The sequence below is a fragment of the Poseidonocella pacifica genome, assembly GCF_900111875.1.
GTDB lineage: Bacteria > Pseudomonadota > Alphaproteobacteria > Rhodobacterales > Rhodobacteraceae > Poseidonocella > Poseidonocella pacifica.
In genome coordinates, this window is sequence record NZ_FOJU01000002.1 from 655,616 (window position 1) to 672,363 (window position 16,748).

At 60.7% G+C, this 16,748-nt stretch carries 15 protein-coding genes; 5 read left to right on the forward strand and 10 right to left on the reverse strand.

Annotated elements, in window-relative coordinates:
• The first annotated feature begins 86 nt into the window (after positions 1 to 86).
• The 3 genes from BM234_RS08270 (at position 87) to BM234_RS08280 (ending at position 4,237) form a co-directional block, all read left to right on the forward strand.
• Complete coding sequence (locus BM234_RS08270; protein ID WP_092063017.1) at positions 87 to 851, forward strand: sulfite exporter TauE/SafE family protein; 765 nt, start codon at positions 87 to 89, stop codon at positions 849 to 851.
• Between the two features lie 233 nt (positions 852 to 1,084).
• Positions 1,085 to 1,654: a PDC sensor domain-containing protein gene (locus BM234_RS08275; RefSeq protein ID WP_092063020.1), complete on the forward strand. Its 570-nt coding sequence runs from the start codon at positions 1,085 to 1,087 to the stop codon at positions 1,652 to 1,654.
• Positions 1,655 to 1,693: 39 nt separating this feature from the next.
• A complete protein-coding gene (locus tag BM234_RS08280) occupies positions 1,694 to 4,237 on the forward strand; it encodes a methyl-accepting chemotaxis protein (RefSeq protein ID WP_092063023.1) in 2,544 nt (847 codons plus the stop codon).
• Between the two features lie 67 nt (positions 4,238 to 4,304).
• On the opposite strand, the gene BM234_RS08285 is transcribed toward BM234_RS08280, so the two are convergent.
• The 10 genes from BM234_RS08285 to BM234_RS08325 form a co-directional block, all read right to left on the reverse strand.
• Positions 4,305 to 5,654, reverse strand: coding sequence for a sigma-54-dependent transcriptional regulator (locus BM234_RS08285; RefSeq protein WP_245752548.1), 1,350 nt, complete (start codon positions 5,652 to 5,654; stop codon positions 4,305 to 4,307).
• Positions 5,651 to 5,791, reverse strand: a complete 141-nt coding sequence (locus BM234_RS17455) for a hypothetical protein (protein ID WP_175501226.1) — start codon at positions 5,789 to 5,791, stop codon at positions 5,651 to 5,653. The genes BM234_RS08285 and BM234_RS17455 overlap by 4 nt, the downstream gene beginning before the upstream one ends.
• Before the next feature lies 1 nt (position 5,792).
• Entirely contained in the window at positions 5,793 to 7,079 is a 1,287-nt protein-coding gene (locus BM234_RS08290) for a c-type cytochrome (RefSeq protein ID WP_092063026.1), read from the reverse strand.
• Positions 7,076 to 8,275: a formate dehydrogenase subunit gamma gene (locus BM234_RS08295; RefSeq protein WP_092063029.1), complete on the reverse strand. Its 1,200-nt coding sequence runs from the start codon at positions 8,273 to 8,275 to the stop codon at positions 7,076 to 7,078. The genes BM234_RS08290 and BM234_RS08295 overlap by 4 nt, the downstream gene beginning before the upstream one ends.
• A gap of 85 nt (positions 8,276 to 8,360) precedes the next feature.
• A complete protein-coding gene (gene fdh3B / locus BM234_RS08300) occupies positions 8,361 to 8,954 on the reverse strand; it encodes a formate dehydrogenase FDH3 subunit beta (protein ID WP_092063032.1) in 594 nt (197 codons plus the stop codon).
• Between the two features lie 14 nt (positions 8,955 to 8,968).
• A complete protein-coding gene (locus BM234_RS08305; protein ID WP_092063035.1) occupies positions 8,969 to 11,983 on the reverse strand; it encodes a formate dehydrogenase subunit alpha in 3,015 nt (1,004 codons plus the stop codon).
• A 123-nt stretch (positions 11,984 to 12,106) separates the two neighbouring features.
• The gene (locus tag BM234_RS08310) at positions 12,107 to 12,298 is read right to left on the reverse strand and encodes a ubiquinol-cytochrome c reductase iron-sulfur subunit N-terminal domain-containing protein (RefSeq protein WP_092063039.1); all 192 of its coding nucleotides are present in this window, start codon (positions 12,296 to 12,298) and stop codon (positions 12,107 to 12,109) included.
• A gap of 70 nt (positions 12,299 to 12,368) precedes the next feature.
• On the reverse strand, positions 12,369 to 12,977 hold the full coding sequence (locus BM234_RS08315) for a TorD/DmsD family molecular chaperone (RefSeq protein WP_092063042.1): 609 nt from the start codon (positions 12,975 to 12,977) through the stop codon (positions 12,369 to 12,371).
• Positions 12,978 to 12,988: 11 nt separating this feature from the next.
• Positions 12,989 to 13,576: a DUF3306 domain-containing protein gene (locus BM234_RS08320; RefSeq protein WP_092063045.1), complete on the reverse strand. Its 588-nt coding sequence runs from the start codon at positions 13,574 to 13,576 to the stop codon at positions 12,989 to 12,991.
• Positions 13,573 to 14,148: a DUF3305 domain-containing protein gene (locus BM234_RS08325; protein WP_245752549.1), complete on the reverse strand. Its 576-nt coding sequence runs from the start codon at positions 14,146 to 14,148 to the stop codon at positions 13,573 to 13,575. The genes BM234_RS08320 and BM234_RS08325 overlap by 4 nt, the downstream gene beginning before the upstream one ends.
• A gap of 346 nt (positions 14,149 to 14,494) precedes the next feature.
• Here BM234_RS08325 and BM234_RS08330 point away from each other — a divergent pair, with 346 nt between their 5' ends.
• Complete coding sequence (locus BM234_RS08330; protein ID WP_092063049.1) at positions 14,495 to 16,450, forward strand: 4Fe-4S binding protein; 1,956 nt, start codon at positions 14,495 to 14,497, stop codon at positions 16,448 to 16,450.
• 102 nt (positions 16,451 to 16,552) lie between these two features.
• The gene (locus BM234_RS08335) at positions 16,553 to 16,747 is read left to right on the forward strand and encodes a DUF6494 family protein (protein ID WP_092063052.1); all 195 of its coding nucleotides are present in this window, start codon (positions 16,553 to 16,555) and stop codon (positions 16,745 to 16,747) included.
• Position 16,748 lies beyond the last annotated feature (1 nt).

Genomic DNA, 16,748 nt, shown 5'->3' on the forward strand with positions numbered 1-16,748 from the left:
TAAATACCCTATGACAGGGTTTTATTGCCTTTTATTGCTACGCCGGATCGTATCGACACGCCCTCAGATTGCTGGAATAAGGGGCCATGGTCATTCTCTCCGATCCAACATTAGTGTTTGTAGCCTTCGCAGTAGGGCTTTTCGCCGGTGTCATCAAAGGGCTCGTAGGCTTTGCGATGCCCATGATCCTGATATCGGGCCTGTCCACGTTTCTTGAACCGGATATTGCGCTTGCAGCGTTGATCGTCCCGACGCTTGTGACGAACTGGATGCAAGCACTGCGCCAAGGTGTGGGTGAGGCGTTGGCCTCGGTGAAGCGGTTCCGGATCTTTCTGATTGCCGGGCTGATCATGCTGCTGACCTCGGCCCAACTGTTCCGGGTCCTGCCCGCAGAGACCATCTTGCTGTTCATCGGGGTGCCGATCACCGCCTTCGCGGCGATACAGCTTTTGGGTTATGAATTGCGCCTGCCCCGCGGCCCATCAAAGAAGATCGAAGTCATCGTGGGCGGCTTCGCTGGTTTCATCGGCGGCGTCTCCGGGGTATGGGGCCCGCCGACGGTTGCCTATCTCAACGCGATCGACACCGAAAAGCGCGAACACCTTCGGGTGCAGGGCGTGATTTATGGGCTGGGGGCGGTGGCGCTTCTGCTGGCCCACCTCGGGTCGGGCGTTCTCAACCGCCAAACTTGGCCGCTGTCGTTGCTGATGGTCATTCCAGCAGTGGGCGGCACGCTGATCGGACTGCGCTTGCAGGACAGAATCGACCAGCGCGCCTTCCGTAAGGCCACCCTCATTGTCCTGCTGTTTGCCGGGCTTAACCTGATACGGCGCGCAACTTTTAACGGCTAGTTACCAAACGGACGGGGCCTCAGCCCCGCTTCGATACCGTTGAAGCCGGCCCAAGGGCCGATCATTTCGGAATTAAGCGTCTCAAAACAGGGCCAATTTATGGCGTCTGTTTGCCGGTTTTCGACATAGTTCCAACAATTCTTACTATTCACTCAATCAAAAGGACTCACATCTAACGTCCTCTCGCATGTGTAGTGAGCGGCGGTTCTCCGTCGGAATGGAAGGAAACACTTATGCGAGCCGTTATCGTCGCCGCCATAATCGCGGCAACCGGAGCCTCTGTTTCAGCCAATGAATTCGCCCCGGCGATGCAGACATATCTGGATACTGAAATCCGCGGATGGTCAGACAACCCTCTTTTGGTAGAGGCGATCAAGTCTCAGAACGCCAAGACCGCCGGATATGCCGAAGCAACCATTCTGGAGCTTGACTCCCAATGGCGCTCGGAAGTCGGATCCGGAAGCTCCGAACTGGTGAATGGCGTGCTCGATAGCGAAGCCTCCACATATCTTCGCGATGTCATCGAACGGTCGCAGGGATCAGTCACCGAAATCTTCTTGATGGATTCCGTCGGCCTCAACGTCGCGGCGAGCGGGGCAACGTCGGACTATTGGCAGGGGGATGAGGCGAAGCACGCCGAGACCTATGCCAAGGGGCCCGATGCGGTCCATTTTGGCGATGTCGAATTCGACGAGTCCAGCCAGACCTTTCAGGTCCAGATTTCATTCCCCGTCATCGACCCGGCCAATAATGAGCCCGTGGGCGCGATCACCGTCGGCCTGAACGCCGAAGCGCTCTACTGATCCCGGTCGGCGTAAAGCCAGTCAAAGAAGGCACGAAAGATGAGTAAAGTTTCCAAACAATCCGTTTTCAAGTCCGTATTCGTGAAGTGTACGGCCCTGATCGCGCTCTGTGCGGCGCTCGTCGCCGTGTCTCTTACACTTGAGGCGAGGGCCCTTGGCAACAACGTTGCCACAAAGGGTGCTGTCCTCATGGTGGACAAAGTCACCGGCTTGATGGCCAAGCAACTCGGCGGCGCATTCAAGTTCAAGAAGTACGATCCCGTGGGCCCCTTGCTCACCAGCACACTCGAAAAGTCAGAAGGCGGCATTACGCAGATCCTCGGCGTGGCTGGCACCGGTGAAGTGGTCGTTGAGGTTGGTGCAAGCGCAGGCGACTCTGGCGCGGCTCTTTCCGAATTGGCCATGGAGGCCATAGCCTCTGGCGAGCCAGCCTATAGCGCGGACGGCATGTCGGTCGCGCACCCGGTATTCATGGGTACGAACCCCACGCCTCTTGGCGCGATAGCCTCCAACGCGTCCACCGCGCCCATGGTGGCCACAATCACAGCCGATTTGACCTTGGCGTATATCATTGCCGGTGTGGTCATGGTCGTGGCGCTGATTTCTTCGGCAATCCTGCTGCGTTATATCATCTCCCGCCCGCTGACGAATGTCGGCGAAGCCATGCGCAAGGTTGGCGAGCGTCAATACGACATTGAGGTTCCGAACCAGAACCGCGGCGACGAAATCGGGGCCATCGCACGGCAACTCGATACCTTCCGCGCGGATCTCCTGAAGGCCGAAGCGGCGACCAAGGAAGCCGTGAAGAAGGGCGCAGGCTTCCAGAACAGCTCGGCCCCGATGCTGATGCTCAATCTCGATGGCCAGATCGAAGCCTGGAACGCAGCGGCCTCCAGCCTCCTGCAGGACAAGTTCGGGCTTGAGGCTCCGGAAGAGGCGCTTGAGAATGCGCGTCTTGCGACGATCCATCCCGACTTCGCCAAGGCCCTCTCCGCTGCCGAAGGGCAGGCAACCTCCCATTCGGAAATCGTTGTGGGCAACGCGAATATCTCGGTGGAATTCAACGCGATCAAGGATGATGACGGCGCGACCGTTGGCACCGTCGTCGAAATGGCCGACGTGACCACCGCAAAGATCAACGAATCCGTCTTCTCTGCACTCGACACAGAGCGGGTACGCGCCGAATTCACACCCAAGGGCGACTGCCTCAGCGCGAACGACAACTATTCTGAGATGGTTTGCGACGGGTCGGGCACCTGCGGGAACCTCGGCACGACGATGAGCATGGACGGTGTCTCCGGCTCGGAACTCATGGCGCGGCTGGCCACAGGGGAATCCATCTTTGGTCGCTTCGAGGTTTCCTCCGGCGGTGCCCCGAAGGCGCTCATGGATGGTGGATTGTGCGCCATTCGCGACGTCAACGATCAGGTCTTCCGTCTGGCTGTCATTGGCACCAACGTGACCCAAGAGGTCGCCGAACGTAAGGCCGCTCAACAAAAGGCCGAGACGACGCAACAGGAACAGGGCGCTGCCGTGGGTGGCCTCCGCGACGGGCTTCGCAGCCTTTCTGCCGGGGATCTTACCGCGCGCATCGAAACACCCTTTGCCAGTGACTATGAAACCCTGCGGGCCGATTTCAACAACGCGCTCTCAATGATGGAAAACATGGTGATCGCGATCAACGAAAAGGCCGCGAACATCAACGGAGAAATCGCAAGCATCTCCGAAAGCTCTTCCAACCTCTCCGAACGGACAGAGCATCAGGCGGCCACACTCGCCGAATCCGTCGCGGCGATCACTGAAATCACCGCCGCCGTCAACACCGCGACGGCAGGTGCCCGGGAAGCCGCCAAGCTGGTCGACTCAGCCCGTAGCGATGCGGCAAATTCCGAGAAAGTCGTTGAACAGGCAATCGACGCCGTGGGCAAGATCGAGGCGTCCTCGCAGCGGATTTCCCAGATCGTCAGTGTCATCGACGACATCGCCTTTCAAACCAACCTCCTCGCGCTCAACGCTGGGGTCGAAGCGGCGCGCGCTGGCGAAGCGGGTCGTGGCTTTGCAGTCGTCGCCTCCGAAGTCCGCGAACTGGCACAACGCTCGTCGATTGCGGCAAAGGAAATCTCGGACGTTATCCTGCGCTCACGCGCGGACGTGGACAACGGTGTGGAACTGGTCCGCAAGGCTGGCGACGCATTGAACCAGATCGCCGGCTCCGTCGCGCAGATCTCCGAGCATGTGAGCGGTATCGCCAGCTCGAGCAATGAGCAATCTGCCGGTCTCAACGAAGTCAACGAAGCGATGAACCAGCTCGATACCGTAACCCAGCACAACGTCGGCACCTTTGAGGAAACCGCCGCCGCGATTTCCGTGCTGTCGAGCGAGACGGGCGAATTGTCCCAATCCCTCGAAGGGTTCACCATCAACTGGCAGCAAAAGCCGAAAGCGGTCGCAAAGCACCCTGCGAATTCCCCCGGTGTTGCGGAGGATCGGGCGCCCGCGCAGTCCTTCAAGAAGGTCGCGAACGGACCCGATGTCGATGATTTCTTCGATGACGGCGGGGATGCGGACTGGAAAGACTTCTAAGTCCTGCCCCCAAGGCACAAGACAACGGCAGCGCGGTGCGCTGCCGTTTTTCGCTTCCGCAACCGATTCAGATACCCCAGGCGGCGCATTTCCGGTCGATGGTCTTGCGAGACACCCCTAGCCTGCGGGCCGCTTCGGCGCGGTTTCCACCGCAAGCATCCAGAACCTGCAGGATATGGCGCTGTTCGACGAGTTCGAGCGTTTCGATGGCCTGCACCCCGCTCACCTCACCCTCGCCCGCAAATTCAGGCGGTAGCGCCCCCAACAACAGCGACCGTTCGATCATGTTGCGCAGTTCGCGCACGTTCCCGGGCCAACTGTAGCGGCTGAGCTTCAACAGAACGACATCGTTCAACTCAAGTGGCGGCACGCCCAGTTCAGCCGAAAGTTGCGCCATGAAGTGACCGGCCAGTTCAACGATATCTTCGCGCCGATCCTGCAAGCGTGGCATCTCGATCTGCAGCACGTTGATCCGGTGAAAGAGGTCGGCCCGGAAGCTCCCCCCATCCACTTGTGCGGCGAGGTCAGCATTCGTGGCAAAGAGGAACCGCAGATTGAGCGGAATTTCCCGCTCGGAACCGAGGGGACGGACACGCCGGTCTTCGAGCACCCGAAGGAGACTGGCCTGCAAGGCAAGCGGCATTTGCGCGATCTCGTCAAAAAAGAGCGTGCCGCCATCGGCATGGAGCAACAGACCTTCCTTACGCTGCACATCCTGATCGACCACACCAAAGAGATCCTGAGCAATCCGTTCCGGCGCAAGCCCGGCGCAGTTTACCGCAACAAATGGCGCCCCTGCCCGATCGGACATCTGATGCAGCGAACGCGCGGCAACCTCTTTCCCGCTGCCAGTCTCCCCGGTGAACAGGACCGTGGTGGGCGCGTGCGCGGCCCTGGCCAGCGTGGAACGAACGGCGTCAATCTGCGGGGAATGCCCGAGCAGCCGATTTCCCGCCCGCAGCGGCCCGCTCGAAAGCGCATGCCGCAAAAGCACATTCTCCCCCCGCAGGTATTTGCGGTCGAGAGCGCGGGCCGCAGCGTTCAGAATCTGATTGGCGCGAAATGGCTTCAGCACGAAATCGGCCACGCCAGAGCGCACCGCCTGAATGGCGGTATCGAGGTCGGCGTAGGCTGTGATCAGGATCGCATCGGCGAAAAGGCCAATCCGGCGCTGTTCGGCCATCCATTCAAGCCCCGTCATCCCCGGCATCACGTTATCGAGGATCACGAGATCGAAATGCGCACGATCAAGCATCTCGCTGGCGGCTTGGGTCGACCCTGCCTGCTCGACGCGCTTGGCGCGTGGGCCAAGTGTTTTCACCAGAAAGTTGCGCATACCCGGCTCATCGTCGACCACAAGGATCGACGCGCGGGATAGAATATCACCGAGACCGTCCGCCCCGGGTGCATCACTCACTGGGCGGCATCTCCGAGCCGAACCGCGCTGGAACTCATCGTGCGCTCAGGGCTGCTGAACCCTACGCCATTGAGCAGGAAACCAGCGCCCACGGCAATCAGTCCGACCATGACGGCGGCAAACAAAAAGGCTTTCATTTCAATTCTCCTGCGGCGCAGTTGCTGTTTTCAGAAATTCGATCAAGTCGTCACGGTCCTTCTGCTCTGTGATACGCTGCATCGGCATCTTGGACCCCGGGATATAGTGCTCCGGCCCGAGGTCGAAAAGCGCATCAATGGTCTCCGCTGTCCAGATGAGATCTCCCGCATCAAGCGTATCGGAATAGGGGTAATCGGGGAGCGCCCCAGCAGGCCGCCCGAAGAGTTGGTAGAGTGATGGCCCAGCCCGGCGAGATGGGCCCGGTGAAAGATCGTGACAGACCGAACACTTCCGTTGAAACTGGCGCTCGCCATTTCCCATGGTTTCCGGCGCAAGCTGGAAACTGCGCGGGGCGGGATCGACCGGCTCATAGTTCTGCAAGCCATCCACCGGCCATGAATAGACGATATCCTCGATACCGCCCGCATAGAGCGTATCCCCGTCCGAAGAGAAGGACAGCGCCCAGATCGGCCCACGGAGCGTCGCGTGAAAATCATGGACGATCCGCCAGAGCGCGGTATCAATAACCATGATGTACCCGTGCCCGTCCCCGACGGCGAGCAACGGCACGCTCGGGGACTGATCCATGGCGAGGATCGGCCGACGGTCAAACGAAAAATCCTTGAGGGGCGCCGCATCGGGCAGAGAGACCACGCGGGTCGCGCCATCCACGGCCCCAAAGGCGAGCCATTTACCAGCCCGGTCCACGGCAAGCCGATTGATGCCAAAGCCATTGCCCAGAAGGACGCGCCCTTCGCCAGAAGCGATATCCCAAACACGGATCGTTCCATCCGCCGACGCGGATAGCAGCTCGCCCCGGGCGGAGAATGCCACGTCATTGACTGCTCCATCGTGCCCTTCGAGGAAACGTGGCGGCCCGCCCCCAACTGGCCAAAGCCCGATCGTACCATCCCAGCTCGCCGAGGCGATCAGGTCAGCTTTGGGGGAAAGCGCCAGAGAGGCGACCTTTCCCTTATGGCCCTCAAGCCGCTGGGGGCTATCCCCCCAGAGTATGATATCGAAGTCGTCGCCGCCCGATACGAGCCGACCATCGGGCAACCACAGCAGAGCGACCACGGCCGCATCATGCCCTTCGCGCCAAGCTGGTTCCGTTTCCGTCCATAGACCGATGGAATTGTCAAAGCTGGCGCTCGCCACCACATCGGTTCGGGGGTTCACGGCGATATCCATGATGGGACCGCCGTGCCCCTTCAGCGTTGCAAAGCCTTCGGCCGCCGCCGCATAAGGCAGGACCGAAAGCACCAACCCAAAACCCGCGTTCCTCATTCCGCGGGGGTCGCACCTTTTGGCGGTGCCTTACCCTTTTCCTCCAACTCTTCGAGCCAGAGGCCGTGGTGTTCGCGCGCCCACTGTTCTTCGACCTCGCCGGAACCCATCGCGTCGAAAGCACCCTCCATCCCGAGCGTTCCGATATAGATATGCGCGATGATGATCGCCATCAGGACGAAGGCAATGATCGCATGCCAAAGCTGCGAAAGCTGCATTTCCTGATGCGGTGCGAGCGCGGTCGGCAAGGCATCCATACCGAACCACCCCGGAGCCCCGATCGCATTAAGCTTGGAGAAGGTCGCCGCGAACATCGGAAGCTCAAACGGAAAGAGCAGCGCGAGCCCGGATACGGAAATGGAAGTGCCGAGGATAATGACGGACCAGAAGATGATCTTCTGCCCGAAGTTGAACTTCTTCGCTGGCGGATGCCCTTTTCCGACAAAACCGCCCCCTGCCTTGATCCACTTCAGATCGGTCTTGTTGGGGATGTTCTCACTGACCCACAACACAAAGACAAAGATCAGCGCCACGATGAAGGCCCAGGACACATTGTTATGGATCCACTTGGACCCGATAGCGAGCGTCGAGAATGCCTCATGCCCGAAGAGAGGGATCAAGACCTTGCGCCCGAACAGCGTGATCAGCCCTGTGAACCCAAGCAGCAGGAAAGACCCCGCAAGAAGCCAGTGGGAGAAACGTTCAAAGGCCCGAAAGCGCGTGACAGTGCGACCTGTCTTTGGCCCATCGATACGAATGCGTCCCTTTACCAGGTAGAAAAGGGCGAGCAGGACGATCATCCCTCCAAGCAGCATCGCACCATAGTTGGCCAGTGGCCCTTCGCGGAAACGCAGCCAGCTCATGCCGCTGTCTTGGATCAAGACATCCGTCGCGGGACCGCGCGCCTGCGTGGTGATATCGAGCGCATTGAAGCGCATGCCGCGCCAAAGGTCCGCGTCCGATTGTCCGCCAAGCGGGCCAAGGCCCGGCGCATTCGCGCCTGCGGCAGGATCATCATTGCCAAACTCGCGGCGGTAGTCATCGTCGACCTCCAGCCCTTGCTGACGTCGGAGGATGTCTTCAAGGGTGGTCGCGCCGCCCGTGGCGCTGCGGTCGATGGGTGCGGGCTCCTCCTGAGCGGCAAGTGGCGCCGCCAGAAACAGGGCCAGAAGCCAGGCCAGCAGGATGCGGATCATCGCGGGACTCCTCGGAATCTCTGTCGTGAATTTTACTTGGTGGCGAGGCGGCCCGAAAGCCGCCTCGCGTGATCGACAAGAACGATCAGCCGCCCTTTTGGTCGTAGGCCGTGCCCCAACCCCAAGCGCCCGAGCCGAAGCCACGTGCAACGACCCGCTCGCGGTAGATCGCAGAGACGACATCGCCGTCGCCGGCGAGAAGCGCCTTGGTGGAACACATCTCGGCGCAGATCGGCAGCTTGCCTTCCGCGATCCGGTTGCGCCCGTACTTGGAGAACTCCGCTTGCGAAGTGTTCTCCTCGGGGCCGCCGGCGCAGAAGGTGCATTTGTCCATCTTGCCGCGGGAGCCGAAGTTACCCGCTTGCGGATACTGCGGCGCACCGAAGGGGCATGCATAGAAGCAATATCCGCACCCGATGCAGAGGTCCTTGGAGTGCAACACCACACCGTCTTCGGTCTGATAGAAACAGTCCACCGGACATACCGCCATGCACGGTGCGTCGGAGCAGTGCATGCAGGCGACGGAAATCGACCGTTCGCCGGGCTTGCCATCTTCGATCGTCACCACCCGCCGGCGGTTGATGCCCCAAGGCACCTCATGCTCGTTCTTGCATGCCGTGACGCAGGCGTTGCACTCGATGCAGCGCTCAGCGTCGCAGAGAAATTTAGCTCGTGCCATATCTCATATTCTCCTTACGCTGCCGAGATCTTGCAGAGAGTGGCCTTGGTCTCCTGCATCTGGGTCACCGAGTCATAGCCATAGGTCTGGGCGGTGTTGGTGGATTCACCAAGCACATAGGGATCGGCACCATCGGGATACTTGCTCCTCTGGTCCTCACCCTGGAAATGACCGCCGAAGTGGAAGGGCATGAAGGCGACGCCCTCACCCACCCGTTCGGTCACCATCGCCATGACCCGGACCTTGCCGCCTTCCGGGCCTTCGACCCAGACCATCGCCCCGTCCCGAACGCCAAGGTTGTTGGCATCGCGTGGGTTGATTTCGACGAACATGTCCTGCTGCAGTTCGGCCAGCCAGGGGTTGGAGCGCGTCTCATCGCCCCCGCCCTCATATTCAACCAGACGGCCCGAGGTCAGGATGATCGGATAATCCTTCGAGAAATCCTGCTTCTGGATCGATGCGTACATCGTCGGCAGGCGATAGAATTTCCGGTCCTCATAGGTCGGATAATCCTCCACGAGATCGCGGCGGTTGGTATAGAGCGGCTCCCGGTGCGTCGGGATCGGATCCGGGAAGGTCCAGACCACGGCGCGGGCCTTTGCATTGCCATAGGGCGCGCAACCATGCTCGATCGCGACCCGCTGGATGCCGCCGGACAGGTCGGTCTTCCAGTTTATCTTGGAAGCCCGCTCATTGTAGTCCGACGGGAAAGGCGACATCGACTGTTCGCCGACTTCCTCGTTGCTGGCCTGATCACCATTACCGTTGGAAACGCCGCCTTCGGAGCTCTGAAACTCCATTCCCGCGGCCCTGCCGATGACCCGCTTTTCCTCTTCTGTGAGATCGCCATCCCAGCCGAGGTCCACGAGCATCTGATAGGTGAACTCAGGATAACCGTCCGTCAGTTCGGCACCCGGATTGGAGACACCTTCGGCCAGCAGATTGTCTCCGTTACGCTCCACCCCGTAGCGGGCGCGGAACGGCAGACCGCCATCCTTGACCGGTACCGAGATGTCATAAAGGTTCGGTGAGCCCGGGTGGTTGATTTCGGGCGTGCCCCAGCATGGCCAGGGAAGCCCGTAGAAATCACCGTCGGCCGGACCACCGTTCGCACGGAGCGTGGTCTTGTCGAAGGTATGCTGATTTTCCATGTGCATCTTGAGACGCTCAGGCGATTGGCCCGTATATCCGACCGTCCACATGCCGCGGTTGATCTCGCGCAGCGTGTCCTCGATGTTCGGCGTGATCCCGTCATCCTCAATCGAGATGTTGCGGAAGATGCGATCATGAAAGCCAAATTTCTTGGAGAAGAGACCGATGATCTCATGGTCGGTCTTGGACTCGAAAAGCGGATCGAAAACCTTGGACCGCCATTGAATCGACCGGTTCGACGCGGTGACCGATCCATAGGTCTCGAACTGCGTGGCCGCCGGCAGGAGATAGACCCCGTCGGTGCGGTCATGCAGTACGGCGGAAACGGTGGGATACGGGTCGATCACGACCAGCATGTCCAGCATCTCCATGGCCTTCTTCATTTCGACCATACGCGTCTGGGAGTTGGGCGCATGCCCCCAAAGAACCATGGCCCGAAGGTTGTTCGGTTGATCCATGTTCTCCGGCTTCTCCAGCACGCCGTCGATCCAGCGGCTCACCGGGATCCCCGTCAGGGTCATGAGCGACTTGTCTTTGCCGTCCTTGTCCTTGACCGTCGCGAACTGGCTCTTCAGCCAATCGGGATCTTCTTCCCAGACGCGGGCCCAGTGGCCCCAAGCACCCGCCGTCAGGCCATAGTAGCCTGGCAATGTGTGCGAGAGCACGCCAAGGTCCGTCGCGCCCTGCACGTTGTCGTGGCCGCGGAAGATGTTGGTGCCGCCGCCCGAAGTGCCCATGTTGCCAAGGGCGAGTTGCAGGATGCAGTATGCGCGGGTGTTGTTGTTGCCGTTGGTGTGCTGCGTGCCGCCCATGCACCAGATGACGGTGCCGGGACGGTTATTGGCCATCTGCATGGCCACGCGCTTGAGTTGCTCACCCGGCGCGCCGGTGACACGCTCGACTTCCTCAGGTGTCCACTTGGCTACTTCTTCGCGGATCTGATCCATCCCCCAGACGCGGGTACGGATGAATTCCTTGTCTTCCCACCCGTTCTCAAAGATGTGCCACAGGATTCCCCAGACGAGGGCGACATCGGTGCCCGGACGGAATCGGACATATTCGTCGGCATGCGCAGCCGTCCGCGTGAAGCGGGGGTCGCAGACGATGAGCGGTGCATTGTTCTGCTCTTTCGCCTTCAGGACGTGCTGAAGTGAGACCGGATGCGCTTCGGCCGGGTTGCCGCCGATGATGAAGATCGCTCTGGAATTGTGAATGTCGTTGTAGGAGTTGGTCATGGCGCCGTAGCCCCATGTGTTGGCAACCCCGGCAACGGTGGTGGAGTGACAAATCCGTGCCTGATGGTCGACGTTGTTCGTCCCCCAATAGGCTGCGAATTTGCGGAACAGGTAGGCCTGCTCGTTGTTGTGCTTTGCCGATCCCAGCCAATAGACGCTGTCCGGGCCGCTCTCATCACGGATCGAGAGCATCTTGTCGCCGATCTCGTTGATCGCCTGCTCCCAGGACATGCGAACCCATTCCCCGGCGACTTTCTTCATCGGGTACTTCAGGCGACGTTCGCCATGGGCATGTTCGCGGACCGATGCGCCCTTGGCGCAGTGGGCACCAAGATTGAACGGGCTGTCCCAGCCGGGCTCCTGCCCGACCCAGACACCGTTGGAGACCTCGGCGATCACGGTGCAACCAACTGAACAGTGGGTGCAAACCGATTTGACCGTCTCAAGGGCGCCCTCCGCGGCGGTTGCCGCAGTGGCTTGCGTGACCGTTCCGCCGGTCGCGCTGATGGCGGCAAGGCCACCAATGGCCAGGCCAGAGCCACGCAGGAACGCGCGGCGGTCTACCGATGTTTCGGAGACTTCGTTGAGGATACTTGTCCGCTGGGAGCGTCGCGCAACCCCGTTGGTCTTTTTCCTGAGCATTTTCAGAACCTCCCTTGCTTGCTCGGCCTCTTGCGATGGGCCTCACTCGCTTGGTGACGACGAAGGCATCGGCGGTCGGGCGTCACGCAACCAGTTGCCGGATACCGGGGAATTAGCGTCCGATCAGAATCGGGCGCTCTCGAGATACGCGCGGGTGTGCGCGGTGTCCTGCATCTTGGTGGATGTCAGGTCTGGCTCCGCGGCCTCGGCCTTGGTGCCCGAAAGCATCGCGGCGGCAGCTGCAACAGGTGCAGCCGATGCGCCGAGCTTCAGAAAATCGCGACGGCTGCTGCCATCTTCGGTTTTCTTTGTCATGAAGGTTTCCCTCCTCTGGCTGTGGCGGCATGGCCGCCGGCTTTGACGGGCACGCCCGCCGATGTGCGGATCACTCCGCGGTCAGTCGAAACCCCTCGGACTCGATCTCCATGAAGACACGGCCAACCTGGCCTACCGCCGCATAGAGGACCGAGTTCTTGGCGGCCTCCAGATCCGAAAAGAAATGTCCCGCCCAAGGAGAGACATGTTTGTTAAAGAATTGTTTCTGTTCGCCAATTGACGCAGGGGAACCGAAACGCCCCACGATCAGCCCGGCCATCATCTCCACCAGAGAAGCGATGTTGTCCTCGGGCTCATAGACGTTCTGGGCGCGGGTGATCCCCTTGGCCGCCATATCGCGGCGCAGGGCGGCGAGCGGTTTCTCATTGAGAAACCCCGTCAGGTAGTAACTCGCATACGGCAAAAGCTCACCGCGTCCGAGACCGATGAAGAGCGCATTGAATTCGCTGCGCACCGCGCGGGGCTTGGTGACCTTGGCGACTCGGGAAAGTCCGCCGATGGCTTCGCCCAAAGGCGTTTCATCGCCCGACAAACCGGCACATTGCTGCAACACCGTCTGATCTGGCGGCCCGGAGAGAAGCAATCCAAGGAAATTATACAGATCCGCCCTGAGGCGGTCCTCCTCCGACACTGTCTGGCTCGCGGCATGCTGGCTCATTTAGGCTCCTGTCAGGTGTCTTCGAATGTGAAACGCATGGATCGACGCGGCAGGTCGAGCGGCGCAGGCTCTTCCGTCTCGTCGGAGGCGGCAAGCGCGATGCTTGCGTTTTCAGGGTTTGGATCGGAGGCTTCGGAAGAGGCGTCAGCCACATCTTCCGCCAGATCATCCTCCTCCGGCTCAGCTTTGGAGTCGGGCTCTGCGAACATTTCCCGGAATTGAGAGGCCATGCCCTTGCCGACTTCATACGCCGTCTGGAGGTTTTCGATCACGGTCGCGCTGTCCGTATAATCCTCGCCATACTCCACAAGACCATCAACGTTGGCGAGAACCGGATTCGATCGCCACAGCGCACGAAGAGCCCGCCGACGCAGGCGCTCGGGAACCGTTTCCGTCATGAAACGCTGCAATTCATCCTTGGTGGCCACCGCATCGGGATCTGGCAGATCAAGCTCCGCCAACAACTCCTCATCCGTACGCTCGGCCAGCTCCTCATCGCGTTTGATCCGCGCAAGTTCACGCTCCTGCTCGCGGACTTCGGCTTCCTCGGCCTCGACACGCGCCTTGCGGCGGGACCAGAAATCGCCACGGACGCTCAATTCACACGCTCCTTGCGACCTTGCTTCAGCGAAGAGGGAGAGCGGTATACATCGGTGGATTGTGCGATACGCGGATCACCGATGCCGTCCTCTTGTGCGGAAATATCCTTCACATCACGACGGCGCTTCTTGAACGCCTCATGAGTGTGGTGTTCCGCCACGAACCGCTCCACCCACGCAATAAGGGCGGAGGGCATAGGCACCTTCTCGACAAGTTCCTCGCCACTGTCGGTGTAATCCTGCGCCTCATAGGGGGACGCGGTCACCAACAGAACCTCCAGCGGCTCGGGGCCGCCTGTTTCACGCAGGATGATGTAAACCGACGGCGCGCCGGTGCGTAGGTTTTCAAGATACGCTTCGGTATCGCCCCGAAACAGTTCGAGGTCGCGGGTCGCGGCATGAAACTCAGTGACGCCATCCTGCTCACGCATGACCTTCCAGTCGGCGGACGCCGCCCCGGGGAGTACCGCAACAGCCTGCCACGCCCACTTCGCCCACCGGGTCACACCCGGGGCGCGCCTGACGACAACACCCAGACGCATGGCCTGATATATACCGACTGTTTCGGTCATTTCCCTCCCGATGCGCTGTACCGCGCCCTTTTGCATACCGTGGTATAGAAACGCCTCCGTTCAAAGCGGAATTTCGCCCATGGCCGACACCTTGGACAAAATGACCGCCCACGCGTGACCTTGGTCCGCCCGCCGGACGATTTGACCGTATCGCAGTTTGGTTCTGGCGGCTGGGGGTCAACTCGGGGCAACTTGGTCAGCGAATCGGGCGAATCTTCAGGTTCGCCGCGACCAGAATCGCGCCTTGGCGAAGCTATTTGCAGCGGCGCGCCAACAGGACTAGCTTGCAGCTTGGACCGACGCATCGCCATCTTGGCGACGGTTCAGCCGCCACAAAGGGAACGCCATGTCCAAGCAATTGATTTTGTGCAACTGTCTCGGCACTCAGACGCTCGATGCAGAGGCGCTAGAGACGGCAACCGGCCTGCCCTGTTCGAAGGTTCATGACAACCTTTGCATGGGTCAGATGGGCGTAGCGGCAGAGGCAATGCAAAACGAAGACGCCGTGATCTGCTGTCAGCAGGAGCGCCGCCGATTCGAAGAACTCGCCGATGACCTCGGACTAGAGCATCCAGCCTTTCTCGACCTGCGGGATCGGGCAGGTTGGTCCGCAGATATGGCCGCGAAACTTCCCAAAATGTCCGCGCTCGTCGCAGAAGCCAAGCTGCCATCGCCTCAGGTAAAGTCGCTAGATATCGCATCCGAAGGGCTTTGCCTTATCTTCGGAGAGGACGAGGCGGCACTTTCGCTGGCGCGCCAGATCGCGGGACAACTCAACGTGACGGTTTTGCTTTCCGACCCAGAGAGCCTGCCGCTGGACCGCGGATTCGATGTCGTGGTCGGGCGACTGCGCCGGGTCGAGGGGGCACTGGGCGGCTTCTCACTCACCATCGATGCGCTCCGCGAGTTGATCCCCGGCGGACGCGGTCCCTTCGGCCTCACCGAGCCGAAAGACGGTGGAAAATCCGCCTGCGATATTCTCATCGACCTGAGTCGCGACGCCCCCATGGTTTCCGCCCCGCAAAAGCGGGAGGGGTATTTGCGCGCCGATCCGCACAGCCCCAGAGCGGTGATGGACGTCGCGCTCGAAGCGGTACAACTTGTCGGCACCTTCGAGAAACCGCTCTACGTAAAACTGGAGCCACACCTTTGCGCCCACTCCCGCGCGAACCAGCCGGCCTGTTCCAATTGCCTCGACATCTGCCCCACCGGCGCGATCACCTCGGCGGGCGAACATGTGGCCGTCGATCCGATGATCTGCGCAGGCTGCGGGTCCTGCTCCGCCGTCTGCCCCTCCGGCGCGATCAGTTATGACGCGCCCCCCGTTTCGGAAACCTTCCGCCGGATGCAGGTCATGAGCGAGGCCTACCGCGGCGCGGGCGGCAAAGCTCCCCGGCTTCTGATCGTCGATGAGGCGCATGGACTGGAGATGATCCGCCTTGCCGCACGCTTTGGGCGGGGCCTGCCTGCGGATGTGATCCCACTGGAAATCGAGGCTCTTGCCGGGTTTGGACACGCCGAAATGCTCGGGGCGCTCGGATGCGGCTTTGCCTCGGTCGACGTTCTATTGAACCCGCGCACCGAACGCGACGCACCGGACAGAGAACTTGCACTTGCCGAAGCGATCGCCGGGCCGGGCAAGCTTCGGCTGCTGGACCTGACGGATCCTGACGCGCTTTCCGAAATCCTCTTTGCGAGTGAAGTTCCCGGGGCGGTCGACACGCCGATGCTTCCCTTGGGAACCCGCCGCCAGATCGCGCGTCTGGCCGCAAGGACGCTACGCCCCGAAGACAGCAAGATCGACCTGCCGGAGAATGCCCCCTATGGCGCGGTGCTAGTCGACCAGGATGCCTGCACGCTTTGCCTGTCCTGCGTCTCGCTCTGCCCGTCCGGGGCGCTTGGGGACAATCCCGACAAACCTCAACTCCTGTTTCAGGAAGACGCCTGCCTCCAGTGCGGTCTTTGTGAGAATGCCTGTCCGGAGGATGCTATCACGCTGCAACCGCGTATGGACCTCACCGACGAAGCTCTCTCGCAACGCGTGTTGAACGAGGAAGAGCCGTTCGCCTGCATCGAATGCGGCGCGCTCTTTGGTGTGAAGTCCACAATCGAACGGATCACCGAACGACTGGCCGGCAAGCATTCGATGTTTGCCACGTCCGACGCGGCAAAGACGATCCAGATGTGCGACGATTGCCGGGTCCGGGCACAGTTCCGCGCCACGGACAATCCGTTTGCGGGCGGCGAACGGCCACGTCCCCGCACCTCGGATGACTATTTCTCACGCCGCCGGGACCACTGATCCGGACCCGTTTGATAAGCGGGCGGGAAATACTCATATTGCACCACGAAACACGCGGCGATCCGCCGCCCGCCCCATGGGGCCAAAGGAAGGGAGATCAGGATGAGCGACGATTTCAACATGTCGATGCGTAAATTCCTCAAGCAGGTCGGGGTTACGTCCCAGCAGCAGATCGAGGAAGCCATTCGCGCCAAGGGTAACACCGAAGGGCAAAGCTTTGAGGCGAAGGTCGTGCTGACCATCGACGGGCTTGATCTCGAACACACCGTGACCGGCACGATCAAAGGACAGGGCTGAC